24 protein-coding genes are annotated in these 25353 nt (G+C 42.1%); all 24 read right to left on the bottom strand.

What is annotated here, in order from left to right; genetic code table 11:
* Positions 1 to 32: 32 nt before the first annotated feature.
* The gene (locus tag J4N23_RS08275; protein ID WP_242689163.1) at positions 33 to 809 is read right to left on the bottom strand and encodes a glycosyltransferase family 2 protein; all 777 of its coding nucleotides are present in this window, start codon (positions 807 to 809) and stop codon (positions 33 to 35) included.
* Positions 796 to 1926 (bottom strand): glycosyltransferase family 4 protein, encoded by a 1131-nt coding sequence (locus J4N23_RS08270; RefSeq protein WP_207426488.1) that lies wholly within the window; start codon positions 1924 to 1926, stop codon positions 796 to 798. Before J4N23_RS08270 ends, J4N23_RS08275 begins: the two co-directional genes overlap by 14 nt.
* 31 nt (positions 1927 to 1957) lie before the next feature.
* On the bottom strand, positions 1958 to 2842 hold the full coding sequence (locus J4N23_RS08265) for an FkbM family methyltransferase (protein ID WP_207426487.1): 885 nt from the start codon (positions 2840 to 2842) through the stop codon (positions 1958 to 1960).
* 33 nt (positions 2843 to 2875) lie between these two features.
* Complete coding sequence (locus J4N23_RS08260) at positions 2876 to 3946, bottom strand: glycosyltransferase family 4 protein (protein ID WP_207426486.1); 1071 nt, start codon at positions 3944 to 3946, stop codon at positions 2876 to 2878.
* The gene (locus J4N23_RS08255; protein ID WP_207426485.1) at positions 3930 to 4817 is read right to left on the bottom strand and encodes an O-antigen ligase; all 888 of its coding nucleotides are present in this window, start codon (positions 4815 to 4817) and stop codon (positions 3930 to 3932) included. Before J4N23_RS08255 ends, J4N23_RS08260 begins: the two co-directional genes overlap by 17 nt.
* Before the next feature lie 382 nt (positions 4818 to 5199).
* Positions 5200 to 6006 (bottom strand): glycosyltransferase family 2 protein, encoded by an 807-nt coding sequence (locus J4N23_RS08250; protein WP_207426484.1) that lies wholly within the window; start codon positions 6004 to 6006, stop codon positions 5200 to 5202.
* On the bottom strand, positions 6003 to 7253 hold the full coding sequence (locus J4N23_RS08245; RefSeq protein ID WP_207426483.1) for a hypothetical protein: 1251 nt from the start codon (positions 7251 to 7253) through the stop codon (positions 6003 to 6005). Before J4N23_RS08245 ends, J4N23_RS08250 begins: the two co-directional genes overlap by 4 nt.
* Entirely contained in the window at positions 7250 to 7861 is a 612-nt protein-coding gene (locus J4N23_RS08240; protein WP_207426482.1) for an acyltransferase, read from the bottom strand. Before J4N23_RS08240 ends, J4N23_RS08245 begins: the two co-directional genes overlap by 4 nt.
* Positions 7862 to 7872: 11 nt before the next feature.
* Positions 7873 to 9288, bottom strand: a complete 1416-nt coding sequence (locus tag J4N23_RS08235; RefSeq protein ID WP_207426481.1) for a hypothetical protein — start codon at positions 9286 to 9288, stop codon at positions 7873 to 7875.
* Positions 9289 to 9386: 98 nt separating this feature from the next.
* Positions 9387 to 10688 (bottom strand): O-antigen translocase, encoded by a 1302-nt coding sequence (locus J4N23_RS08230; protein ID WP_207426480.1) that lies wholly within the window; start codon positions 10686 to 10688, stop codon positions 9387 to 9389.
* Positions 10678 to 11778 carry a DegT/DnrJ/EryC1/StrS aminotransferase family protein gene (locus J4N23_RS08225; protein ID WP_207426479.1) on the bottom strand — a complete coding sequence of 367 codons (1101 nt, stop codon included), beginning with the start codon at positions 11776 to 11778 and terminating at the stop codon, positions 10678 to 10680. The genes J4N23_RS08230 and J4N23_RS08225 overlap by 11 nt, the downstream gene beginning before the upstream one ends.
* Positions 11768 to 12748 carry a GNAT family N-acetyltransferase gene (locus J4N23_RS08220; protein ID WP_207426478.1) on the bottom strand — a complete coding sequence of 327 codons (981 nt, stop codon included), beginning with the start codon at positions 12746 to 12748 and terminating at the stop codon, positions 11768 to 11770. The genes J4N23_RS08225 and J4N23_RS08220 overlap by 11 nt, the downstream gene beginning before the upstream one ends.
* A gap of 2 nt (positions 12749 to 12750) precedes the next feature.
* Positions 12751 to 13599: a methionyl-tRNA formyltransferase gene (locus tag J4N23_RS08215; protein WP_207426477.1), complete on the bottom strand. Its 849-nt coding sequence runs from the start codon at positions 13597 to 13599 to the stop codon at positions 12751 to 12753.
* Positions 13589 to 14008 (bottom strand): FdtA/QdtA family cupin domain-containing protein, encoded by a 420-nt coding sequence (locus J4N23_RS08210; RefSeq protein ID WP_207426476.1) that lies wholly within the window; start codon positions 14006 to 14008, stop codon positions 13589 to 13591. The genes J4N23_RS08215 and J4N23_RS08210 overlap by 11 nt, the downstream gene beginning before the upstream one ends.
* Positions 13989 to 14408 (bottom strand): FdtA/QdtA family cupin domain-containing protein, encoded by a 420-nt coding sequence (locus J4N23_RS08205; protein WP_207426475.1) that lies wholly within the window; start codon positions 14406 to 14408, stop codon positions 13989 to 13991. The genes J4N23_RS08210 and J4N23_RS08205 overlap by 20 nt, the downstream gene beginning before the upstream one ends.
* A gap of 10 nt (positions 14409 to 14418) precedes the next feature.
* A complete protein-coding gene (locus J4N23_RS08200; RefSeq protein ID WP_207426474.1) occupies positions 14419 to 15480 on the bottom strand; it encodes a lipopolysaccharide biosynthesis protein in 1062 nt (353 codons plus the stop codon).
* 24 nt (positions 15481 to 15504) lie between these two features.
* Complete coding sequence (locus J4N23_RS08195) at positions 15505 to 17961, bottom strand: SLBB domain-containing protein (RefSeq protein ID WP_370527244.1); 2457 nt, start codon at positions 17959 to 17961, stop codon at positions 15505 to 15507.
* 151 nt (positions 17962 to 18112) lie between these two features.
* The gene (gmd, locus tag J4N23_RS08190; RefSeq protein ID WP_207426472.1) at positions 18113 to 19249 is read right to left on the bottom strand and encodes a GDP-mannose 4,6-dehydratase; all 1137 of its coding nucleotides are present in this window, start codon (positions 19247 to 19249) and stop codon (positions 18113 to 18115) included.
* A 421-nt stretch (positions 19250 to 19670) separates the two neighbouring features.
* Positions 19671 to 20939, bottom strand: coding sequence for a nucleotide sugar dehydrogenase (locus J4N23_RS08185; RefSeq protein WP_207426471.1), 1269 nt, complete (start codon positions 20937 to 20939; stop codon positions 19671 to 19673).
* A 36-nt stretch (positions 20940 to 20975) separates the two neighbouring features.
* Positions 20976 to 21842, bottom strand: coding sequence for a glucose-1-phosphate thymidylyltransferase RfbA (rfbA, locus tag J4N23_RS08180; RefSeq protein WP_207426470.1), 867 nt, complete (start codon positions 21840 to 21842; stop codon positions 20976 to 20978).
* Between the two features lie 41 nt (positions 21843 to 21883).
* The gene (gene rfbD / locus J4N23_RS08175; protein WP_207426469.1) at positions 21884 to 22735 is read right to left on the bottom strand and encodes a dTDP-4-dehydrorhamnose reductase; all 852 of its coding nucleotides are present in this window, start codon (positions 22733 to 22735) and stop codon (positions 21884 to 21886) included.
* A gap of 150 nt (positions 22736 to 22885) precedes the next feature.
* Positions 22886 to 23764, bottom strand: coding sequence for a hypothetical protein (locus tag J4N23_RS08170; protein WP_207426468.1), 879 nt, complete (start codon positions 23762 to 23764; stop codon positions 22886 to 22888).
* A 222-nt stretch (positions 23765 to 23986) separates the two neighbouring features.
* A complete protein-coding gene (locus J4N23_RS08165) occupies positions 23987 to 24550 on the bottom strand; it encodes a DUF3109 family protein (protein WP_207426467.1) in 564 nt (187 codons plus the stop codon).
* 11 nt (positions 24551 to 24561) lie between these two features.
* Complete coding sequence (locus J4N23_RS08160; RefSeq protein ID WP_207426466.1) at positions 24562 to 25338, bottom strand: DUF3108 domain-containing protein; 777 nt, start codon at positions 25336 to 25338, stop codon at positions 24562 to 24564.
* Between the last annotated feature and the right edge of the window lie 15 nt (positions 25339 to 25353).

Here is a 25353-nt window from a genome sequence, read left to right as displayed (position 1 = left end):
CGGAAAGTGCATTCGCTACATCTGCCCTATTTTCACCTAAATCGAAAAAAAAGGCTGAATACTTTGAACAGATATCTTAAGCTTATCAATAATGAATTTGAGTAAATTCCATTGCTGCGTAGGGACGATAGAATTTCCCTATTCATAACAAGCTTATTTTTTAAACTCTTAGTACTCTTGCCTCCCAACCTCATCTTTACCCAGACATCGGGAATGTATTTAAATGGCAAGCTGTGGATATATAGGAACCGGAGTAGCAAATCGAAATCTCCCGCAATCTTCATCGTCGAATTGTATAAGCCGAATTTTAAATAATTCCGCCTGTAGGTATAAAAGGTGGGGTGTGCAGGCTGAAATCCGAAACGAAACAAAAAAGGCCTGAAGAACCGGGATGAGTAAAACCTGACTACTTTATTAATATTTGTGGAGCTTATGAAGTCAATATTCGATATAACTGCTTCAGTCCCCGATTCCGTAAGTGCCTGCACAACCCTGGTAACAACCTGGGGATCAGCGAAAAAGTCATCCGAATGAAGCAGACCGACGATCTCCCCGGTTGCTATCTCAATTCCCTTGTTCAACGCATCATAGATACCCCGATCTTCTTCAGATATATAGGTGTTAATAAATCCCTTATAGCGCTCAATGATATTGTTCGTCGAATCCCTCGATCCGCCATCAATTACTATATATTCGATATCAGGATAATCCTGACCTACCACTGAGGTGATACAATGCTCCAGGTTGGCTTCCGAATTGTAGGTACATGTTATTAAAGAGACGCGCATAATACCCTTAGTCCTTTTCAATTTTCCTTAGAAGAGCGGCAACGTTCGTCTTTTGATCAAACTTCTTGCAAGCTACTTCCCTGCCCTTTTTACCCAAGGATACCCGTAATTCAGGAAACTCCAATAACCGCCGTACGCTCGCCGCCATTGCCACACTGTCATAGGGATCAACGAGCAACCCTGTGACACCGTCCTCAACAACTTCGCTTATTCCCCCGGCTTTAAATGCCACCACTGGCAAGCTGTAGCACATTGCCTCTGCTAAGGCATAGCCAAATGATTCGCTTTCGGAAGGGTGCAATAAGACGTCCGCCTCCTGATAGAGAGTTCTAATATCTGTTTGGCTGTCAGCAAAAAAAATATATTCTTGAAGGCCAAAAGACTTTATTTTATTTTCAATTTGCTTTTTATAGCTAAAATCTGCAGATTTATTATTCCAACCTGCTACTGTACAAAAAAATTTTACTTTATGCTCTAGTAAATGATGAAGAGCTTGTATTAGATAGTGTGCGCCTTTATGTGGCACGGGATGCAGAACGCTTAAAATCCGCCTTGAAGTTTTGTTAGGCACGCTTACATCATAGCCAGAAATAAACTCGTTTGTATCTACCCCATTATAGTTCATGATAACTTCCCCTCTTACTCCAGCATCTCGCAAGCTTTCTCTTACGGCGTCCGACACCGCGATATACTTATGTTTTCGCAGCTCCTGAAGAAAAAAAGTTATTCTGGTACTAATTGCGGTTCCCTTGAATGATAGGGAATGGACCATTGTATACACCGGAATATCTGAAGGTATTGCCTGAGTTGCAAACGATAATAGTTCGGAATTGATTATCGCATAATCTACTTTTTCGCTATTAATTCTTTTTCGAAGCAAAAAAAACAGGAGCAAAAGCTCATTTGAAACACGGGTGGAAATTTTTTTAGCAAGGTTATTGATGTGCTTTAACTCAATATGTTTAAAGTACCAAACTTCGCATCCAAGGTCCTCGAATTTCTTCGAAAGGGAGTCTCTAAACGGATATATCAAAGTTATCTTCCTTCCAGACTCCATTAATTCCATTACTAGCCCATTTAAAAACGTATTAGGGCCAATTTTACCCGTCCAAGGATTAATAATAAGGTATTTTTTCAATTTTAGTTGCTGCAAATTAATGACAATTAAATCAGATTAACTGATTGAAAACCTTTACTTTTTCTGCCGTAATAAGCCTTTGTTGAACATAATTGAGGTCCTTGACATAGAGTGTATTTTGTCTACCTTCCTTGGTCGGGCGAAGGAGTCGGGTGATAGGATCGTAACTAAACGGCTCGTATCCTTTTTCCACTAGTTCCTTATGTACCTCAAATTGGTTGTGCCCATATCGATTAGAAAGACCGTTTAGTTCGATTATAATTGCTTTCAAAGAATCCTTCGATAAGATCCCCCCCCCGCCTCGAATCACTTCGTTTTCAAATCCTTCGACGTCGATTTTCAATAATGAAGGGTCGAGCTCGGCAAGTACGTTATCCAACTTGTCCACCGGTATAGATATTGTACCTTCCCCCTCATCAACTGTAACATGGTTTACGGTATCCATATTATTGGTAAATGTCAAAGTACCCGGCTCTCCCCCTATTCCAATATTTAAGGCAGTGGTTGAATCCTGAACATTATTTAATCTAATATTTTGCATCAACTGCTCAAAGGTTGCCGAAATCGGCTCAATTGCGACAACTCTTGCCCCCACATGAGCCCCTGCCAGAACCGTATAGCTTCCAATATTCGCTCCAACGTCAACAAATAGATCTCCCTGTCTGAGAAAATGTAATAGAAAGGCCATGTCATGATACTCATCTAACCCGCAGTACAGATTTCCCGTTGCTCCAGCCATCCCCTTTTTTAACACTAACTTGGCCTTATCCGTAAAAGGATAAATTACTGGGTAAGGATTGAGCATACAGCTAAGCTGCCATTTAAGAAAACGAAAAGTTGCAACTGCGGGCGCTTTTCTATTCATTGGATGTGAATTGATAGTCCGCAAAACTTTAATCAAATCTAATATTCTCATTAACAAAATTTTTAAAAAAGGATTCGTGCCACGCTAGTTAACCAACACGGATACTAGGTTTCCAACCGTAGTATCAACACTAATACGTCTGCTAATTTTTTCACTATTTTGACCCATCCTATTCAGTTCTAAGTCGCTTAACTCAACAAATTTTTTTAGCTTATCTGCAAGGTCCTCCATATCGCCATTTTTGAATTTTAACCCATTATATCCCGGTATTAAAAAAGTAAAGTTCGCCCCACAAATATCAGACGTCAATAGCGGAAGCCCTAGGGCTGCAAACTCATGTAAAACAAGCCCCCAAGATTCTGATATACTAGGCAGTATAAATACCGAGCAACCGTTAGCTATTTCTATAATTTGCTCAGCGGGAAGGAAGGGTTTAACAATTATTTTTTCACTTGCAACTACCTTAATTTTATCATGTTCTTGCTGCCCAACTAACACCAGTTTCCAATCATGCTTTAGTTCTCTCTCTAATTTAGAGAACGCCTCGAGCAAAATCTGAACGCCTTTTTCTTCAGAAAATCTTCCGACGTACAGAAACTTTTTACCGTCCAAATTCAATAATCCGTTTTTTTTTCGGTGCTCGTTCAAAAATAAATTTGTATTTGCGGTTAAACAATCAAAAATAATTTGGCTATTTCCAAAACCTAGTCGTTTAGCATATTCAAACTGCAATGGCCCCGCCACCCATATATGAGTAAAACAGCGACGGAGGTAAAACCGGGAGATAAGCCTGGCAATATTCTGTCTGAAACTTCCCCGCCACGGGGTGTCACATCCTGCGACTATTTTACAATTGGTATTGTTTTTTTTTAACCACCTACACACGGCAAGATAATCCCTGTCCATCCAGCCGGAAGTGTAAACAAGGCTCGGCTGGAAATCTGCTACAAAGGAAAAGAGGTCGCTTCTATTAAAAGCGCTTCGTTTGTAATATTTCACTCCCTCTACCGCGGCCGGACTATATCTTATAAGTTCGCTATCCCAGTGGACGACAGAAATTTGGGCTGAATACTCTTTAACTAGAGTCTGGAATATGGGTATTTGATAATGTCCCAGTTCCGAATATAGATAGAGTATTTTAACGGTTTCTTTCATTCGAATTGATTTTTTTTATGAAATAAAACGACCATATAAACAATGGGAATCCGTTGATGAAATAATGGCCCTGTCTTAGCAAGAAGCTTAACACTAAAACCAAGACTGCACTGCTCAATACCCAGTCATCTTCGTCAGGGCTTTTATCAAACTTTTTACTAACATAATGGGATTTAAGGAAATATACCAGTAAAAGCAAGCCTACTATCCCAAATTCGGTAAGTAGCCGGTTGAACAAGGAGTTACCATCTTCCTTGTTGAGGTTTTCCATCCAAGTTCCTTTCAACAGGGAAAACTTTTCAAATGCAGTAGAATAAGATCCTATGCCTGTACCGAACAGGGGGTGTGCCCGAGTGTTTTGTGATGCAACATAAAAGCCATTTAATAATATTAACGTGGAACCATCTACCTCTCCCGATGTTGTGTTTTCAAATACATTTTGCCCCTCTGTGTTGAACGTAATAAGGGAATTAACCCGGGTTTGGAACTTGTGTATCGTAAAGTATAGTACCAAAAAGAGGGGAATAGCCACCAAGATTAGCAAAAAACTCTTCTTCTTCTTGTAATTATTAACGAGATAAAAGATTAAAGAGAAAAGAATTGCGGCGTAGGCAGTGGAAGAAGAGGTTAATATAATAGCCAGAATAATAGCAAGACTTTTTAGTCGGGTTATAAAAAGATCCTTCGATTCAAAAATATTATAAATAGAAATAAAAAGGGCAGGACTTAATACTATGCCGAAATGAGCAGGCTCTGAAAAGATAGAATGTATCAAATAGCCGTTATCTGCATCAGAAATAACACGCAACCCCATCCAAGAGTAATCGTATCCGTAACGAAAACCTATTTTAAAGGAAATATATTGAATCAAACCTAGTAGGGCGACCCAAAAGCAGAATTGTGTGTAGATTTTAAAAAACTTTCGATAATTGAAGTTAATCAATCCCAAGAACTGATAGTAAAAAAAATATGCAACAGTTACACCTAGAAAGTTTTTCAGGAATCCGCCCAAAGTATTATTTTTTAAAAAAACGTGTAGAATCCCGTGTAAAATTAACAAGGTGACGACTATTAAAAAGCGCTTGTTGACAGAGGGGCGGTAGAAAGTAAAAAAAGGCAAAAAAACTAAAATAATTAGATAATAATAATAAAAGTCTATGACACCTAAAGGGAGACTCGCTAGCGTAAAAAAAACGCACGTAACAATTATGACACTCGTAAGCCAGAAGTTTAGCCTTTTTGTAGGCTGCACTTTATCTACCTGCATATATAATCTTTGCTAGTGCTCTACTGACGACAACATAAGGGTCCCTAAAAACTTTCCTACACCTAATTTCGAGGACCGTGAAGGGTCGGACTTTAATCTTTAACTTGATTTTTTCATTAATTCGGTCACAATCTTGCAAAAATAATGCACTTAATCGTCCTGAACCTGTAATAGAGTTGGAATGGATGCGGAAACCTGAAAGAGTCGATGGCATTCTCGTCATTCTTCCACCTGCGAGCGCAATATCCACCAATAATTCTCCATCCCAGCAGGATCTATTACGAGTGTTAAAGCCCCCCACCAAGTCAAAAAGAGATTTCCGGATAAAAGTAGAAGGCTGGACGATACTTATTCCATTTAAGGCATATAATTCTGTATTCCATTTATCACTGAAAATCTTTCCTATAAGCTTAGTGCCTTCATTGATAATCACTGCGTTTCCGTAATAGACATCATAGTTGGAATTTGCATTATAGAAATTAACAAATTTGCTAAATGCCTCGGGAAGAAGAATATCATCAGAATTAATATAAACTAAAAAGTCGCCGCTCGCGTGTTTAAATCCTTTATTCAACGCATGTGCCGCTCCATCGTCTGGTTCTGATGTCCAAAATTTCAACTTAGAGCTATACTTCTTTATAATATCTACCGAACCGTCTTTTGAAGCTCCATCAATAATGATGTACTCGAAATTTTCGTAATCCTGATTAATCACCGACAAAATCGTTTCTTCCAAAAAAGATGACTGATTGAAAGAGATAGTTACAACAGATATTTTTACTTTCTCAATCATTTCTTAAGCATGAAAATCAAAGTTTCATATTTTAGATTATTTACCAAATATCTGAATAATAGTATAAAACGTTGGGCACCTAGCAAAGCTTTTAGGACGACAAGAACTTTTTCTATTAATACTATCTTAGACCCTATTCTTTTCTCGTTGCCCCTATTGATAGCATCTAAAGCCCGATTCCTTACTATAAGCCCGCTTTTGCATAAAAGAGCGTAGAAGGACCTCTTCCCGCAGGCAAAAGGAGATTCGTGCAGCGTTAAGTGTGGGGTAGCGAGAGCTTCTTTATAAAGGCGTCGGTACAGTGCATTAATAGGGATACCGTTATCGAAACAGGAATACTGGTAGCCCAATTTGAAAAAATCAGAAAAATGATTGGCTTGCAGTCGCTCAGCGTATAAATTCACTAAAGGTTCGATATCAGGGTAACCATCGATTTCAATTCCTTTAAAAGAATTTTTAGCTAGGCCGAGATTAAGATAGTCAAAACCAGAAAAGTGGGTAAAAACTAAAGGATACTCGTCGCCATCGGTAATACGATTATTGACAAAAAATTTGCTATCACGAAAAACTACCTTTCGCTCGTGTAGGTTCCAAGGACCTAAATTTAATCCTAGATCATGAGAGACGCCTATCCCTTCTTTGAAAAAGCAGTGGATAAAGTTTAACCATATTTGGTCTGTAAAGAGGCCTGCAGCTGTCTGGTTAAAGGCGTACGTTTTTAATCTAGTCCCCCACCAAGCCAGAAAGGTGATAGATTCAGAAGTTTTCTTTAGAGCAATAAACCCGAGGTTATAGACGCCGAAGTTTAAAAACGCAGTATCCGGGATGATGCCCGTAAAATTTTCTTGGATAGTGCAAACATGCGGGGTAAGTACTATAAATTCTGACTCTAATCTATCCCAAACTGTATCTAGACTATGGGTGACAAGGACGTCGGGGTCGAAGTAAATTGCATGAGTAAAACCAGATTCAAATAAATAAGTAAACGCGAAAGACTTTACAGACGTACAAAATTCGGTAACGTTATATTTGAATGCCATTTCCAAAAAGGAAGACTCCTCCTTAATCAAATTGCCTTTTACTTGAATAATAGGGAAGCTAAGCTCGTCTTCATTTATGTTCCCAATTCCGTCCACGACAAATGCATAAAAGGCTACCTTTTCATTATGAGCACGAACCGAGTCAGCAAGAACCTTGGCTAGTCCCAAATAGTTCTTCGCTACTATTGTAAAAATAACCTTTTTCATTCTTCTGCTAAGGTATATAAAATCTTCGCTGGAGCCCCGGCCACTACACAATTGGAAGGAAGATCTCTTGTTACAACTGAATTAGCCCCAATTATTACGTTTTCGCCGATCTTAACTCCTGATAAAATAGCTACTCCCTCACCTATCCATACATTACATCCTATCTCAATGTCACCTTTTGAATACAGCTTTCTCAGCGCAGGAGGCACTAAACTAAACTCTTTGGGGTCTCCATGGTAATGATCAGAGATGAAGACTTTGCTGCCTACGAGAACATTGTCACCAATGACGATTCGACTGATGCAGGCGACATGACAATCTTGATTGAAAGAAACATTGTTACCTATGATAATACGAGGGTAATACGAACTCTCATTGTAGCTACTTACGGCATCTAACCGCAGGCGTTCTAATGCCGAGAAATTATCGCCTATTTCAATAAATCCTAAACCTTTAACTTGCGAAGGATATTTAAACTTTATATTATCTCCAGCTCGTGCTATCTTACCGATAACTGCCTGAGTATAGATTTCACTGAGTAAAAAGGACCAGGCATGAAAGGCTCTAACTCCAACTACTCGGGATACGAGGCTAGTTAGTAGCCTCATTAGCGACCTTTTCATAGGAATTGCGCTTTTTTATATAAATAGTTTACAACCACGCCAGCAACCGTACGTAAGCCATCTTCCAAGGATCCCAACAAAGCATCCTGGCCCAGCAACGATAGCTTTGAAGAGTAAAACTTTTTCATGTAGTCATTCTCTAGGGTAAGATAGTAAGATAAAAACTCGTCTTTATCCATAAATTCACCCATTATTTCGTGATGGTTGTTTTTCATATCTTCGTTCAGTATCAACTGAAATCTTAGATTAAAACTTTGCTCCGTATCGATCAAATTTTTATACGCCTCAATCCTATTGTTCATCCCCTTCTGCCTTGAAAGGTGGACCAGTTCTTCAATGCCAGCTTCGAATTCCTGTGAAGAGGCCTTTGATTGAACTATGTTTGTATTCAAAAAGCTACTTAGCGAGTTCCAGGTAAGTGTCGGCTTCATCAGACCTACTAACGGGACCCCTTTCGACACTGCATAATGAACCATCAGTCCTCCTAACATCGGATACGTGTCTACGTAAAAATGAACGTTATCAAAAATAGCGGATATATCTTTTCGTCTCCGCAAATAAAAAAATTGTTTCTGCAGACCATTCTCCTTAATAAATTTCAACAAATAACGCTCATCACCGCCGGCTACAAATAGGAAAACGAAATCTTTATTTCTTTCCAAAACATGCTTAATTGCGTTCAGATAAGTATTATCTGGGTCTCCATAAATTTTGTACAATGATCCTCCTCCAAACCCGATAATTTTATCGGCAGTCTCAAAAGGAAAACCTTGAAAGCTTGAGTTTGACTTTGTGAAAACTGGATAGAAAGGCAGAAGTATTAATTTCTCCTCGGGTATATCCCGGAGAACTTTCGAAATATAAAAACCATAGTTCCGGAACTCAAAAAAATAATCCGAACACTTCCTGCCCAGCCAAAAAGCATGATCCGTAAGATTAATGAAGTAGCGCGTTACTTCATCCAGGGTAGAAAACACACAAAACCCTTCAATCTCCCAAGGAGTAAAATGTAAAAATCCTTTTGAAGGACCGAATTCGCGTATCTTATAAAGCGCAAACCTGATTCTCTCTGTTGAGTCAATAGAGTCGGGCAAAACACAAATGGTCACATTACTGTTGCTGCTTAACTCCTCGTACAGATTCAGTCCTCTCATTATCATTTTTTCACTTGTTATAATGAATAAAACTTCAAAGCCGTTTTTCAACAAAGCCCTCACATACTGCAAAGTTAAACCACTATTGTCTAGAAAATGCGAATCCCAAAAGACAACCCGATTGGAACGTGGAGGATTAGTAGCCGTACTACCCTTGTCGATTTGCATAGCTACTTTCGTTAAAGCGGCTTCAATCTCCTCATCATAGAACTTAGGAAGGAAAGGATATTCATATGCGATCGTTAAGCAATATCTCAAAAGCTTGAAAGACTTATCAAAATCTGACTTTTCTGCTAGCGTAAGAGCTCTTTCCTTAAAGCTATTATATTCTCGTGTTAAAAAAGCGCTGGTTATCTTCAAAATAAGCTCCTCCGAAAAACATATACCATCAACAGAAAATAAAGGAAATAATTAGCACAGAAAGCAATGACGGCGCCGTTCAAACCGTACCAATTAATAAAGATGGCGCTTAAGCCTACTAGACTTAATGAAAAGATTAATTCGCTAACGACATATAGCCTCGTCTGCACACGGGCGACCATTTGAAATGCTAAAATCCAGGAGGCTACTTTGAGTAAATCTCCAAGTAACTGAAAGAAAAAGAGGTCGGTCATTGGCATAAAGTCCGTAGAAAACAGCAGATTAACAATGAGATCTCTCGCTAGGTAGATAATGCCCGAAATCAAAAATAAAACCGGAATTGTAATTTTATAGACCATGCGTATTTCAGATTTCAGCTCACTTTCGCTGCTTAGTTCTGACAGTCTGGGTAAGTAATACGTGCTCAGGGCCGTGGTAACCACTAATAGATAATTATTAGAAATTCTGTTTATCCCCTCCCAAATACCGGCGGCGGCAAAAGAAACCTCTTGGCTTAACAAATATCTGATGAAAATTTGAGCTACAGGAAGGCACCCTGCCGATACTAAGGCCATGAACGTGAAATTGTAAAGCGGCTTAATACTTGCCCAGTCAACCTTAAATATTTTTCGGATAGAAGTACTTTTCAATAGTGGCAAACGGTTAACCTGATAATGAGTTAAAAAGAATGTAAGTGAAGGGGCCAGTAGCAAAGCACACAATGCACCTTCTACAGAATAAATCAGAGACAAGACGACAGTAAGTACAAATCCTATCATAGTTGCGGCCATACTGATAGCATTATAAGTTTTAAACTCTTTTAATCCGTTTAAAACTGAGAGGTAGAAGTTATTGACCGCGTAGAGTAGGAATGTCGTTCCTCCAACCACGAAAATATAGAAATAATTACTATTACCAAGAAGCAGTCTACTTAGTCTAGTTGAAAAAAAAACTACCAGAATTCCAATTAATACGCTGGCAAGAACGGTCAACTTAAAAGCATTTGATAACAAGTTTTGCAGCGCGTAATTATTCTCATAACGCAGTTCCGCGACAAATTTGACTATGCCACTGTTAAAGCCTAGACAACAGACGGGAAGAATAACCGCGATAAAATTGCTTAGTTGCCCAAGCATTCCGAGTCCACTGGGCCCAAGATGGACGGCTATCACCTTGCTCGTTACGAGAGCTGTTAAAACTTTTATTAATGTGACTAACCCTGAATAAAAGGAGGTCTTCAAAAAAGCACTCTTCCCAAATCTTCTGAGCCTTGAAAATGAAACCATTTCAAAAGGCATTGATCACCTCTAGTAAGTAGTCAATCTCTGTCTCTTTTAGCGTAGGATATATCGGTAAACTGACCACCTCCTTATGCAACAACTCTGAAATAGGGAAGCTTTGATTGCTCAACTCCTTATATGCTTGTTGATGATGGGGGGGGATAGGGTAGTGGTTTACCGTTTGAATTCCCTTGTTCTCCAGATAGGCTTGAAAAGAGCCTCTATTCTTAACGCGCACTACGAAAAGGTGCCAGACATGTGCTTCACGAACCTTCACCTCGGGCAATGCAATATTTTTATTCCTAATTTCAGTGAGATACCTACTAGCAATAGCTCTTCGTGCCTCAATTTCCCGATCTAAATACGCTAGTTTTACGTTTAATATAGCAGCCTGCACCTCATCCAGTCTGCTATTAACGCCCTTGTACAAATTCTCGTACTTATGAAATGATCCATAGTTTCCTAGGCTCCTAATAATTTCTGCAAGCTCCTCTGAGCTCGTTGTAACTCCTCCTGCATCACCTAACGCGCCAAGGTTTTTTCCTGGATAAAAACTGAAGCCGGCTGCATCACCCCAATTTCCCGCCTTCCTACCATTCAACTCCGCCCCATGAGCCTGGGCTGCGTCTTCAATCACTTTAAGATTATATTTTCGTCCAATTGCTACCAGCTCGGGCATTGGGGCGAGTTGACCGTATAAATGCACGGCTAAGATTGCTTTGGTTTTCCTAGAAATCTTTTGTTCAATCTTGCTGGGATCGATGTTGAACGAATTGATTTCAGGTTCAACGAAGACAGGTTGGAGATTGTTGGCTGAAATTGCTAAAATAGTTGCGATGAATGTATTGGAAGGCACGATTATTTCATCCCCGTCTTTAAACACACCTAATTCTTTATATGCCCTAATAATTAAGATGAGCGCGTCTAATCCATTAGCAACACCAACGCAATGTCGGCTTCCACAATATCTCGCAAATTGTTTCTCAAACTCTCTAACCTCTTTTCCTAAAATAAACCAACCTGAATCTAAAACGCGCTCAAACGCTTCCTTTAGTTCTTTCCGGTACTGGTGATTTATTTGCAATAAATCCAAAAACTTAATTTCCATTGAATTTCTCCTCTAAAACTGAGTAACTCTTTGTTTCGATTTTATAAAACTCATGTAAGTACGTTCTTCCTCCAAAGCCTTCCTTCCATTCTAACAAGCCTGTATTAATCTTTTTACCCTCCTCCTCGTTACAAATTCCAAAATCAAATACTGTATGAGACGAGAATTTGTCAAATATTAATGACTGAAATAGTAAATCAATGGCTCCTGAATCTTTACCTCTACTATCAGCCGAGATGTACTGGGCATGTGCAACCCTTCCAGTATCATAAATTGTTGTACCCGCACAAATCCTTCCATCTAAATAGGCACTAAACTGCCTTATATTCGCTGGGAATCGGCTCGCTAAATACTCAATTTCTCGTAGAGAGTGAACAGGTGTCACTCCAAAACGGCTTCTCAGGTTAGGTATCAGAATGTCATTCCAAAAGCCTGCAAACGATTCCTCCTCGACTATCTCTACACCCAGCTTTCTTGCCTTTTTAATCGCCCTAATTCTTCTTTCCTGACAAGGGAGCTCCAAACTCGTATCCACAGCAATCGCTGTGTCTAATCTATACCTCATTCCTTGAAGAAGAAATATCAGATATAGAAGATCGTCGTTGGAATACGCTGAATAAAAGGATGGTAAAACCTTCAGGGTCAGCAATTCTATTTCATTTATGTGTAAGAATCTTAGCAATTCGCACAGAATTTTTGCTGCTTGTTTAAGAGTCGTCCCTACATTGAGTACTAGTCCCCCATATGTTAAACCTTGATGACTAATTACGAGGTTATCTACTGACCTATTAGCGGGTAACAATCCAACTAGGTTATCTTTGTCGTCGAAAATCATTAGTGAGTAATCTTCAAATCGATTCGAATGATACTCAATATAGTCTCTATGAAGCATAAAAGTGCTATTTCTGGCCTTTTTTACAAACTCATTCCAGCTAATAGCATCTTCTTTTTCGTATTTTTTAACTAACATATTTAAGTCAAGTACATTCCTATCTTAAACCGATCGAAGCTAACTCTTTGAAAATTATTGTCCACTATCTCTTTAAGTATCATATATCCATCACCAGTCTTTACCCATACCCCATCATTGTCTATATTTAAAATCCGTCCGACGTGAGTGTCACAAGTCTGGTCGTGAAAGGCTACTTTCAGCACTGAATACCTTTCCCTACTCCTAGTTGTAAAAAATGGTGCGGGATATGGACTAGATAAGGCTCTAAAAAAACTCCTTAAATAATAGTTTGTCCTTTGAAAATCAATCTTACAGTCATCGATACTACGTTTTCCGACCCAGGTAGCTTGTTTTTTATCTTGCGGAGTAGGAAGTATCTCCTGCCCCAAGTACTGTTGAAGAATGAGCCCGAGATTTTCTCCCACCCATTCATTAAACATCTGTATAAAATCCGTGGCAGTACTTATTCTATTGTTTTGAACAGCATGTTGATAGATGATTGGACCGTCATCCATATTTTCATTCATTTCATGAATAGTCACACCTAACCAGTCCTCGTCGTTTAGGATCGCCCAGACAGTAGAATGAAGTCCTCTATACCTAGGGAGCAACGAATAATGCACGTTCACAAATGTCTTGGCTGATAAAAGGGTTTTAGGGATCAAAGGCTTATAGCCGGCACATACAACCAGCCTAGCTTCTGAGTCTTCAAAACGACTGATGTGACGCGCCCCAGACACCATTTCTTTCAAGGAATCGTCATTTGACATCAGATCGATACTGAAATTACAATGCGTTAAACTTTTAAGTGCTGCTTTTGCTCCCCATCCTTCGCCTGCAAAACAAACCTTTTCTGCCTTAGCCTGCATTTCGCCTCCAATTTAAAAATTCGGCATAATCCCGGATGTAATCTTGCTCCGAATATTTATTGGATGCGAGAACTAACAGGACAGCCCCAGAAGAAAAATTAATCAAGTCCCGCCAAATACCGGGGGTGACGTAGAGTCCGTAGTTAGGCCGGTTGAGAGTCACAGTCTTCTTATTATTGCCATCATCCAGCACTACATCAAAGCTTCCACTAGCAGCTATTATCAATTGATGCAACTCATAATGCGCGTGGCCACCCCTTGTCTCTCCCCCCGGCACGTCGTATAGATAATATATTCGTCGAATTGAAAATGGAATATCTTTATTACTTGCAATCGGAGTAATATTTCCCGCCCTATTATGAATTTTAGGGAGCTCGATAACATTACAGTTATAAATTGAAGCCTTCACTTTTAACCTTTTGAAAGTATTGGTGATCTCGTATGTAATCCCCCTCGTTGTACGACGTGGACGCTGCTATAAAGGCGAGTGAGTTAGTGGAGAAGTTTTCCATATGTCTCCATATCTTTCCTGGAATATACAGTGCATAGTAGGACCTATTTAGGGAGAACACTTTTCTGTTCGTCCCATCGTCCAGTACAACATCAAAGCTCCCCGCTAAGGCAATAATTAATTCCTGATTCTCAAGATAAGCATGACCACCTCTAACCGCGCCGCCCGGCACATCATAGATCCAGTAAGTCCTTGCAACCTTAAAGGGAATGTGAACACCTTCCTCTAAAAATGTTAAATTTCCTCTATCATCTAAAATCTTCGGAAGGTCTAAAATTCGAGGTTCATTAGTAGTCATAGCTAAACTTTCACGAAAAAAACATATTAAAAGCTTCCCTAAAAACCAGCACTCCTATCGTTAGGATTAAAGATAGAACTGTACCGATTATTATTCCTTTTAGCTTCGTAAAAACGACATACGGCAGGGGTAAAACTGGCTCATCAATAACCTGAATCAAGGGCGTTTCTCTCCGCAAAGACATACTGGCTATTTCCAGGTTTTTTACAATTTCCGAATACATAGCTGAATTAGCCTGAACATCGATCTGCCGTCTTTGCGAAGGCACGTTCAATATTCGTAAGGCAGGATTAGCGTTCGGATTAACGTCAGCAGCCTCAGCAATGCCAGTTATAGACATATTTAATACTCGTCGTATGCTGTCTGCTTGCCTCCGTAACAAAGTTAGGTTATTCAAAGACTTCTTCGTTTTTGTTTCTATGTAGAAGTTATTGACATTACGAACGATATTTTCCGTGAAAGACTTGGCGAGGAGTTCATCGCGTGACTTTGTTACAACACTGATAATACTCAACTTCCTATCAGGCTTTTCTACAATCAAATGATTCCTTCTTATTTCGTTAACTACTTCACTGACGATGCTATTGTGCTTATCCGTGAAAGCTTCTGGAGCAATATCGAATCTAAGATTGTGCTCTTTTAAAACGGTTGACCCTACTTTCCCCCCCATCTCCGTCGAAATAAATCTTTCTATTAATTGAAATCGCTCCCCTCGACTGCTATCAATAGCGAGGAGAGTTTTTTCAATCATTCTCCTTGACTTATACAATTCAATTATATTTTCCCCGGCAAATATCCCGCTCCTTCCTCCTCCTAGATCAATTCCCACCATCGATGCTAAGCCTGAATATTGCCCTAGCCCACCCTTTCCTTCCTCTTCTAAGACGAAAGTGCACTGAGCAGAGTAAATCGGATTTACGTAACTAGAATAAATAAGTCCTGAGATCGATCCAACTATAGCAGCAAGGAGCAATATTGGCCATTTAGTAGATAAAAACCGTAAGCCTTTTTTTACCTTTTGACCTAGCTCTTTTACAGAAATTTCATCATCTGCTTCTAACGGGTTCTTCATTCAATTTTTTCTATCTTCTGTGAACTAGCGTAAGTTAAGTATACCCAGTATAATAGCACCTAACGAAGCCACCCCAGAAGTTAATCCCACAATCTCCCCCGCCGTCAACTTTCTTCCTTCCGCCTTCTTCGGTACAAATATCTCCGCCCCCGGCTTCACCATCGGATAATTGTTAAAAAACAAAAACTTCTTCGTACTCTTTACCGATCCATTCGCATAAATAATATATGCCCGCTTTTTCAAAGAGCGGTCAGAGAAACCTCCTGCATCCGAAATATAGTTCTTAAATGTCTTATTTCCGTTATAAACAGCTGTCGCCGGATACAGCACTTCTCCTGTTACTTTCACTGTCTGCAACTGCTTCGGTACCCTCAGCACATCTCCTTCCTCCAAGATCAAATCATGTTTCGACCCGCTCTTGTCCATAATGCGTTCGAGATTGATACCCACATTATCATTTTTTAATAGGGTCTGCTGTTTGGTGATATCAAGCGAATCCTTGGTTGTTTCCTGCAGACGCTGAAGTTTCACTAATTTTTGTGCATTTTCCTCTGCAGTGTTAATGGTATTTTTCCCGGAACCGCGTTCCGCTACTTCGCTTCTTTTTAGTGATGCTCCTTCCAGGTAAGCCAGATCAGTAAAGCCTCCGGCCCTTTTCACCAGGTCAGAGATGCGCTCGTCTTTGCGGGTAATTGTGTAGGTGCCTGGATAGAGCACTTCACCTTCTACACGGACTTGTCTTTGCGTTTCATAGCCCGTTGCGCTTCTTACTACTACTATATCAAATGGTTGCAATTCGAACCGTGGCCCCTGGATCTTCAGATTTTGGTCCACATCGACCTGGAACACCTGCGCTGTTCGGGAGTTTGCAGCACCTGCTTCGCTGTCTTTTACTCTTCTGGCGATTTCGATCCGGCGAGGCGTGGCTCCCTCCTTGAATCCACCGGCAAGAAGTACCAGGTCTTCCAGGGCCATGTTCTCACCATAATTATAGGTACCCGCCTCGCGAACCTCTCCTTCGATGGTGACCTTGTATTCATCTCTCAGATCAAAGATGGAAGCGATCATCACCGAGTCTTCGCGAAGAAGCGGAATATCTGTTGCCGTTCCTTTCAATATGGCTCCTAAATCAAAAGATAGTAGTTCCGCTGTATTATCGGGGCGTAGACGATTGATATAACCGCGGGAAAGAAAAGCGTCTTCCCGTACTCCTTCTGCTTTTTTGATCAACTGGCCCAAGGTCAAGCCCGGCTCCAATTGGTACTGACCCGGCCGGAACACCGCGCCCCCAATGGTAACGCGATTCTCGAAACGCTCCAGAATAGGCTCCGCAAAATAGCGGTCTCCATTCTTCGGACTGTAGCTCGCGAAGGCCTCGTCGAACACGTCGGTAATACGACGCTCGGTTGGAGTGTTCTGAATGACTTTTATCCGGGCGGTATAGGCTTCACTGGTGAAACCGCCTGCGAAATCAATCACATCTTGCAGGGTCTCATTATTAACTGCCTCGTAAATAGCCGGCCGTTTTACTTCTCCTGTAAATTGTACGCGTTTTTTGTAGGTGGGGATCCGAATTACGTCCTGATCCTGTAAACGGATATTGGTACGCTGGTATCCTCTTAAGAGGAAGTCATACACATCTATCGTTGCAACGACTCTCCCCGAACGAATTACTTCGATCGCTCGGAAGGAACCGTTCTCTGTAGGGCCGCCAGAAGAATACAAGGCGTTGAACGCTGTCGCCAGAGAAGGCAGGGTGTAGGTACCTGGTCTCGTAACCTCCCCTAAAAGGGTTACCTTAATACTGCGGATATTTCCCAGTGACACCGCAACTTTAGTATTGCCTGTACGAATATTTGAATAAATAGTGGAAAGCCGGGAACGGATACGGGCAGTGGCCTGCTCCATCGTTAGGCCGCCGAGAGACACCACACCTACATAAGGAATGTTAATCGTCCCTTCGGGAGAGATGCGTAAGCGGTAATTGGCTTCTGAATAGCCGTAAATGTCTATGAGGACTTCGTCATCGGGACCTAACTGATAGTTGGCTGGTGTTGCCAGACGTAAATTAGGTTCGAAGGTAATTTGTGAATTTCTAAAAAGATCAGAACCGAAGATCTTTGGTTTTAGGGACTGCAGGGCCGACTCTGCTTCTTCCGGCCGGTTTTGCATGGTATCTGGTTCGAAATTTAACTCACGTGATCCTCTTCCCTCTGTCTGAGTCTGGCTTCCATTGTTTTTCTGCGTGGATTGTCCTGAATTGGCAGTACCCTGTTGTCGGATCCGGTTAACGCGCTCCCGTAGCTTGGCTACTTCGCTCGCACTCATTCCACGGGCCATTGCGACCTGCTCCAACTGAGCTTCCGTTAAGCCCTGCGCTTCTACCTGCTGAATAAACTGTCGGATCTGCGCATCAGACAACTCATCCACGCGTATGTTGCTCAAGTTCTGACCACTTTGCGCAGAAACAGAAAAACTCACAGAAAATACTGCAAGAAGTACTAATGCGATTCTAAAAACTTGTTTGACCCTCTGACTCACCTTAAAAAATCTGCTATACTGCACTCTTCTTTCTCTAAACTATTTTAAGATCCCTCCTTCGTCTGGATAACAAGAAGGAAGTTCTATCTTCTTACTCGAAATAATTCAACACCTTAAACCCACCTTTTTTTAGGTACTCATCTCTCTTCATCAAATGTAAATCCGACTGAATCATATCTTTTACCAAGGCCGGAAGATCGTATTTCGGCGTCCAGCCCAGCTTTTGTTTTGCTTTAGTGGGGTCGCCCAGAAGCAAATCTACCTCGGTAGGACGAAAATAGCGCGGATCAACTTTTACTACGGTTTGTCCCGGCTTCAGGGCTTCTATATTAATTCCCAACTCAGCGGCTTTGGCTTCGTCCACGTTGATGATCACTCCTTTCTCATGCTCCTCTTTTCCGCTGAACTCTACTTCTATTCCCAGTTCGGCAAAGCTCATCCGAACAAAATCTCTTACAGTAGTGGTTATTCCAGTGGCTATAACGTAATCTTCCGGCTTTTCTTGCTGAAGGATTAGCCACATCGCCTCGATATAATCTTTTGCATGTCCCCAGTCGCGCTGCGCAGAAAGATTTCCCAGGTATAAGCACCCCTGCAGGCCCAAGGCAATTTTTGCAGCTGCTCTGGTAATTTTACGGGTTACGAATGTTTCCCCCCTGATCGGGCTCTCGTGGTTAAATAAAATACCATTGCAAGCATACATCCCGTAAGCTTCTCTATAGTTTACCGTAATCCAGTAAGCATACATTTTAGCTACTGCATAAGGGGAGCGAGGATAGAATGGAGTGGTCTCTGACTGAGGAACAGCCTGAACCAAACCATATAATTCAGAGGTAGAGGCCTGGTAAACTCTTGTTTTTTGGGTAAGCCCCAGCAGACGAACCGCTTCTAAAATGCGTAGCGTTCCAATGCCATCTGCATTGGCTGTATATTCTGGTGTATCAAAACTCACCTTCACATGGCTCATTGCGGCCAGGTTGAAGATTTCGTCAGGTTGGATCTCCTGTATGATACGAATAAGATTAGTTGAGTCGGTAAGGTCCCCGTAATGCAATTTCAATCTTACGTCCGTTTCATGGGGATCCTGGTATAGGTGATCGATACGATCGGTATTGAATAAAGAAGCTCTTCTCTTCAGTCCATGCACTTCATAGCCCTTTTTCAATAAAAACTCGGCTAGGTAAGCGCCGTCTTGTCCGGTTATTCCTGTTATTAAAGCTACTTTCATCTGATATTTCCGTAATAAGGCCGAGGCATTTAGTGAACAGTTCGAGTAAATGCGGAGGCAAAAATAACAAAATAATTAAAACAAAAATGATAATATTGTGATTGTTTAATGCTTGTTCGCATGTGCATTTACTACTGCTAAAACACAATGCTAGCCTTCGATATCTAGTAATAAATGCTAAAAGTCCGAACTCGATATTTCATCTTGTAATTTTCCTCCAACTTTTTCTTGACAAAAAGTTGGGCAAAAGTCAAGAAAAGAACGAAGCTTCAGCCCGCAGGCTCACTCGGGCCCGCCGTTCTTTTCAGCCCTACGCGCAGCACTCTAATCAACCACATGCGAAACCCTTGCTTTTAACCGCCTAGTTTCTCTGCTTGAATTACCCGCACAGTTTCAGATACGACACAAGTATTAACAACTACTACAACCGTCCGTCTACCAGCTCCCTTGGGATGACTGCTTTTGTATCGAACAATACGGAGGTTCCGTTCTTAATGCGACAATAGTCGAGCGATAAAAATTCGGTGTGGGCGACGCTGAGGATAATGGCCTGGTATTTCTGTCGGTAAGGGTCCTGGATCAGGTCGATATTAAAAATTTCTTTTACTTCGGATGGATCTGCCCAGGGGTCGTAGATGTCAACTTCCATCCCGTATTGCTGCAGTTCCTGAAAGATGTCTACCACCTTGGTGTTGCGGACATCGGGACAGTTTTCTTTAAAGGTTAATCCGAGGATAAGGGCTTTCGAATTTTTTACTGCTATTTCTTTAGCCAGCATCAGTTTCACCACCTTGCTGGCAATGAACTCCGCAATGAAGTCATTCACCCTTCTGCCCGACAGGATCACCTGAGGGTGGTAACCCAGGCGCTCGGCTTTATGGGCCAGGTAGTAGGGGTCCACGCCGATACAGTGCCCCCCAACAAGTCCAGGTTTAAATTTGAGGAAGTTCCATTTGGTGGAGGCAGCTTCGATCACATCATTAGTGTCAATCTCGATCCGGTCAAAAATCAGGGCAAGTTCATTGACAAAGGAAATATTGACATCGCGCTGCGCATTCTCAATTGCTTTGGACGCTTCAGCAACCTTGATAGACGCTGCTTTGAAAGTGCCTGCTTCGATGATAGAGGCGTACAATTGATCAATATATTCAGCAATCTCGGGAGTAGAGCCGGATGTCACTTTCACAATTTTGGTGAGGGTACGTGCGGAATCACCGGGACTGATCCGCTCTGGCGAATAGCCGCAATAAAAGTCCTCGTTGAATTTCAGTCCACTTGCCGCCTCCAGTACCGGGACACAGTCTTCCTCCGTACAACCCGGATAGACAGTAGATTCGTAGACCACGACATTGCCCTTCTTCAAAAGCCCCCCGATCGCCTCGGAAGCACTTAAAAGCGGCCTTAAGTCTGGTTTTTTATATTCGTCGACGGGAGTCGGAACGGTTACAATATAGACGATACAATCAGCGAGATCTTCAATCCGGGAGCTGTACCGAAGGCTACTGGAAGTCAGCTCTTCGCTTGTTATTTGAAGCGTTACATCATTTCCGGTCCTTAGCTCGTCTATCCGGGAAGCCTTGATATCAAACCCGATCACCTCAAACTTCTTCGCGAAAGCTAAAGCCAGAGGCAAGCCGACGTAGCCAAGGCCCACGACCGCTATTTTGGGTGATTTTGTATCTGGGATCATCAGGGAATCTAACAACAAGCTCTGCTTTTAGTCCTGCTACTTGAAATCAATCATCCGCAGCAAATACTGTCCATATCCACTCTTCACCAGAGGTGCTGCGATGGCTCTTAGTTCATCCGCTGTAATGAAGCCCATCCGGAAGGCAACCTCTTCAATACATCCGATCTTCAACCCCTGACGTTCTTCGATGACTTGCACGAACTGCCCGGCCTGCATCAACGAATTGAAGGTCCCGGTATCTAACCAGGCGGTTCCCCGGCTCAACACGCCCACCTTCAGTTTCCCCTGACGCAGGTATTCCTTGTTGACATCGGTGATCTCATATTCTCCCCTTGGAGAAGGCTTGATATTTTTTGCAATTTCAATGACCGAATTATCATAGAAGTACAAACCAGGTACTGCGTAGTTCGACTTGGGCTCTGCAGGTTTCTCCTCAATGGAAATTACCTGGTTGTTTTCGTCAAACTCCACCACGCCATATCGTTCGGGGTCAGACACTGGATACGCGAAAACCACTCCTCCCTGCGGTTCCTTTAATTCTTGTAGTAAATGCGATAAGCCATCTCCGTAAAAGATATTATCTCCCAGGATCAGCGCCACACTGTCATCTCCTACAAACTCTTCTCCGATAACGAAGGCCTGCGCCAAACCATTAGGCTCTTCCTGCACCTTGTAAGAAAACTTACAGCCAATGCGCGAACCGTCGCCCAGTAACTTCTCAAAATTGGGAAGATCATGGGGTGTAGAGATGATCAGGATTTCTTTAATCCCTGCCAGCATTAAAATAGACAGCGGATAATAGATCATCGGTTTATCGTACACCGGCATCATTTGTTTACTGGTAGCCAGGGTCAGGGGATGCAGTCGGGTGCCGGAACCGCCGGCAAGGATTATACCTTTCATACTATATCATCAAATTTTTAGTAGCGATTAAATTATAAAGATTACAGTTTGGACATACACTCCACCAGGCTTTCCCTCCAATAGGGGACCTCCAGATTAAATGTGCTTTTTATCTTAGCCTTGTCCATTACGGAAAAAGCAGGACGAACCGCTTTAGTCACATACTCGGAAGTGCGAACGGGCAAAGCCTTCACCTGTACATTTGCGATATCAAAAATCGCTTTCGCGAAGTCATACCAGGAAGTAACGCCTTCGTTGCTGTAATGGTAGAGCCCGTAGTTCTCCTTGCCGTTCTGTATCAGGTGGAAGATACATTTAGCCAGGTCCATGGCGTAGGTAGGAGTTCCTATCTGATCGGCGATGATCTTCAGTTCCTCTCTTTCGGTCCCTAAACGAAGCATAGTCTTCACAAAGTTATTTCCATATTCTGAATACAGCCAGCTGGTTCGGAGGATATAGTACTTGTTGGTTTGTTCGGCGATCGCCTGCTCTCCTTCTAATTTCGTCAATCCGTACACGTTGATCGGATTTGCCGGATCTGTTTCCACCAGCGGTGCTGCTACATTCCCTTCAAAAACGAAGTCGGTGGAGATATGGATCAGAGTGGTGGAGAAACCTGCACATTCCCGGGCAAGATTCTCGGCCCCGGTCTTATTGATCTTTCTTGCCAGATCCACCTCGTCTTCTGCTTTGTCTACTGCGGTGTAAGCAGCGCAGTTGATACAGAAGGAGGGAGTGTATTGCTGAAATACCTTTTGCAAGGTAGCGGTATCAAGGATATCTGCTTCTTCTTCCGGTAGAAAAACAATGTCCTCCAATTTTAATTCTTTAGCTACGGCCTGAAGACATTGTCCCAGTTGACCGGCAGCCCCAAATACGACGGTTTTACCCATTTTCAAACTCGTGATTGATGTTAATACGGCTTAGGACCTTAAAATCAGGGCTAAAATAGGGTATTTTTTCTTAAAGCCGGAACTCCGGAAGATCAAATGAAAAATCGCTCAACACATTTAGCGTCGAGGCGGCTCGTGAATGACTCTTCGCTACGATCGCTTCTTACGGGATGCCTTCTTCTTTTCCTCCATCTTCCGTGCCATCAGCTTTCCGGTGATCTTGCTTACCGAATGCTGATAGGCAGTAGCGGGTTCCCATTCCAGCTCCGGAGGTGTTTCTCCATCTGTCAGGGCCACTCCACTTAACCTTGAAGCGCCAATAATCGATACCGGGTTAAACTGCTTGTTATTTAAGATGGATTGGCCTCGCCGGGTCTCTTTAATCAACTCCACCGCCAAACAGGTAATTACGATGTGCTCCTTTAATCCGGCAAGCGGAACAAGACTTTGGAAAGCCGCGTTCTCCTCTTCTGTTCTGCGAAAGCTCAGCTCCTGTTCGGGCAAGTAGCAAAAGGCATAATTTTCAAGATCAAGGACTGCGGTAAGGATACGAAGGCTTCCGCAGGTCCAGTCGAGCTTCGTACGGATGTCATGTTCCGGTTTGAAAGACGGCACTTCTATGATCAACTCATCCTGCCCGGATATACTGGCAACCGGAAAAACATTAAAGACATTTTCCAAAGGCGAGTTCAGATTAAACTCAAAGCCCTCCAGCTTTTCCATCTTTGCCCCTTCCACGCCCCTCGCCCATACTTGCTGTGCCTGGTTCTCCCTGATGGCCATTCTGATGGCTACACTAAGGCGATTGACCATGCCTCCATCGTAATTACCCATCAGAAGAGGTTGAAAGATGATGCGAACTAATTTTCCGAAAGCACTTGCTCTACTAAGCTCGGTACCGTTATCCCGAGTACTTTCACTTTGTTCAAAACTGGATGGGCGACTTTGGGCGACGTTTTTATCACGCATTTGCCGAAGCACTATATTGCCGATCAGCCCGGAGAGGGATTTACCGTTATAAACAGCCATGTGACGAAGGTTTGATTTAGAAGCTTAAGTTAAAAACAAGATTAGATAATAGCAAGGATGCTCCCACCATCTGTATTGATCCTGAATGCAGGAATAGTAATAAGGTAGTGATTAAATGAGAAGTGCAGGTTTTTCAAGGGAAACCTGCACTTAAGGTGCATTCAACGTGCACTCACCCTGCACTCACTAGCAATGAAATGAGTACAAGAGCCGTGTTAAGCATTAGATCAGCGTTGCCGCTTCTTCTACTTCTTTGTACCATTCTTCCCCGTATTTACGGATCAAAGGGTCTTTCAGGAATTTATAAACCGGAACCTTCAACTCCTTTCCGAAGGAACAGGCAGGAGAACAAATATGCCAGCGATCATAGTTCAACACATCAAAATCAGGATAAGCGGTGATCCTTATGGGATAGAGGTGACAGGAGATCGGTTTCTTCCAGTTGATCTTCCCTTCCAGGTAAGCTTTTTCGATCGCGCATTTGCTGATACCATTCTCCCACATCACATAAGCACACTCTTTATTCCCACCTACGCAAGGGGTCGTAAAATCGCCTTCAAAGTCCTTCACCCAGGTACCCTGCTCCTCTACTGCTTTTATTCCTTCTTCCGTCATGTAGGGCTTTACTTCCGGGTAGATTTCTTCCAGAATCTTCAGCTCAGCTTTTTCCAGGGGAGCACCAGCATCTCCCTCGACGCAGCAAGCCCCTTTACACCGCTCCAGGTTGCACACAAAGTTCTCCTCGAACACATCCTCATGCACTAGTGTGTGCTGTATCTCGATCATATATCTTTTTCTTATTTTTTTGAAACTGCCAATGGTGCCTTTAATCCCTTGTACGACGTAAGTTCCATCGTTACCGTTCCCACCAAAATTTCTACTTGCGCCTTTACGGGAATACGGTTTCCATCGTCGGTGATCCAGAGATAAAGCTTACTATCTTTGCGGAAAATTCTGCCAGGCTGAATGGAGGGACTAAATTTCAGACAATTGAAATATCCTAACGATGTCTTTACTCGTTCTTTTCCGACATAGGTCACTTCTAAGGAAGACACTCCGTCATCGAGGAAGTACGGCATTTTAAACTTTGTGCCTGTTCTGACATTCGCCAGGTCCAAACTGCGGGCAAAATAATAAGCCGAAACGATATCAAAAGTCTGATCGCCGGTTTTGAAGGTACCTTTGTTCGAAACTACCTTGTTTTGATCCTGGTAAAATCTGGCCTTATCGGCTCTCCGGTAGTTCGACTCCCGGATACTTTCCGTATAAAGATGCGGAAGCAAGGTCTCTTTATCAATATAGGAATCATACCTGTTCCTTACCTTATAAAAGACGTCGAAGGAGCCCGAAGTTTTCCCATTTGCAAGTAAATGGTACACCGGCCGATTGTTCAACTTAATATCGGAGTCTAATACCTGCAAAGTAGCCTCTGCAGCTGTGACGATGCCGTAACGGATCTTATATTTCAGCACTTCTCCTGGTCCGAAAACCATTGCATCACGGCTTTCGAGATTTTGCCCGGAAACTATATTTGCAGCGAATACAAGAAAAATCAGTACAAAAAATCTAGCCATAATTTAAAATTCAAC

Source organism: Pedobacter sp. SYSU D00535, assembly GCF_017355855.1.
GTDB lineage: Bacteria > Bacteroidota > Bacteroidia > Sphingobacteriales > Sphingobacteriaceae > Desertivirga.
The sequence above is the reverse complement of the archived record's forward strand: the minus strand, read 5'-3'. Positions and strand labels throughout refer to the sequence as shown.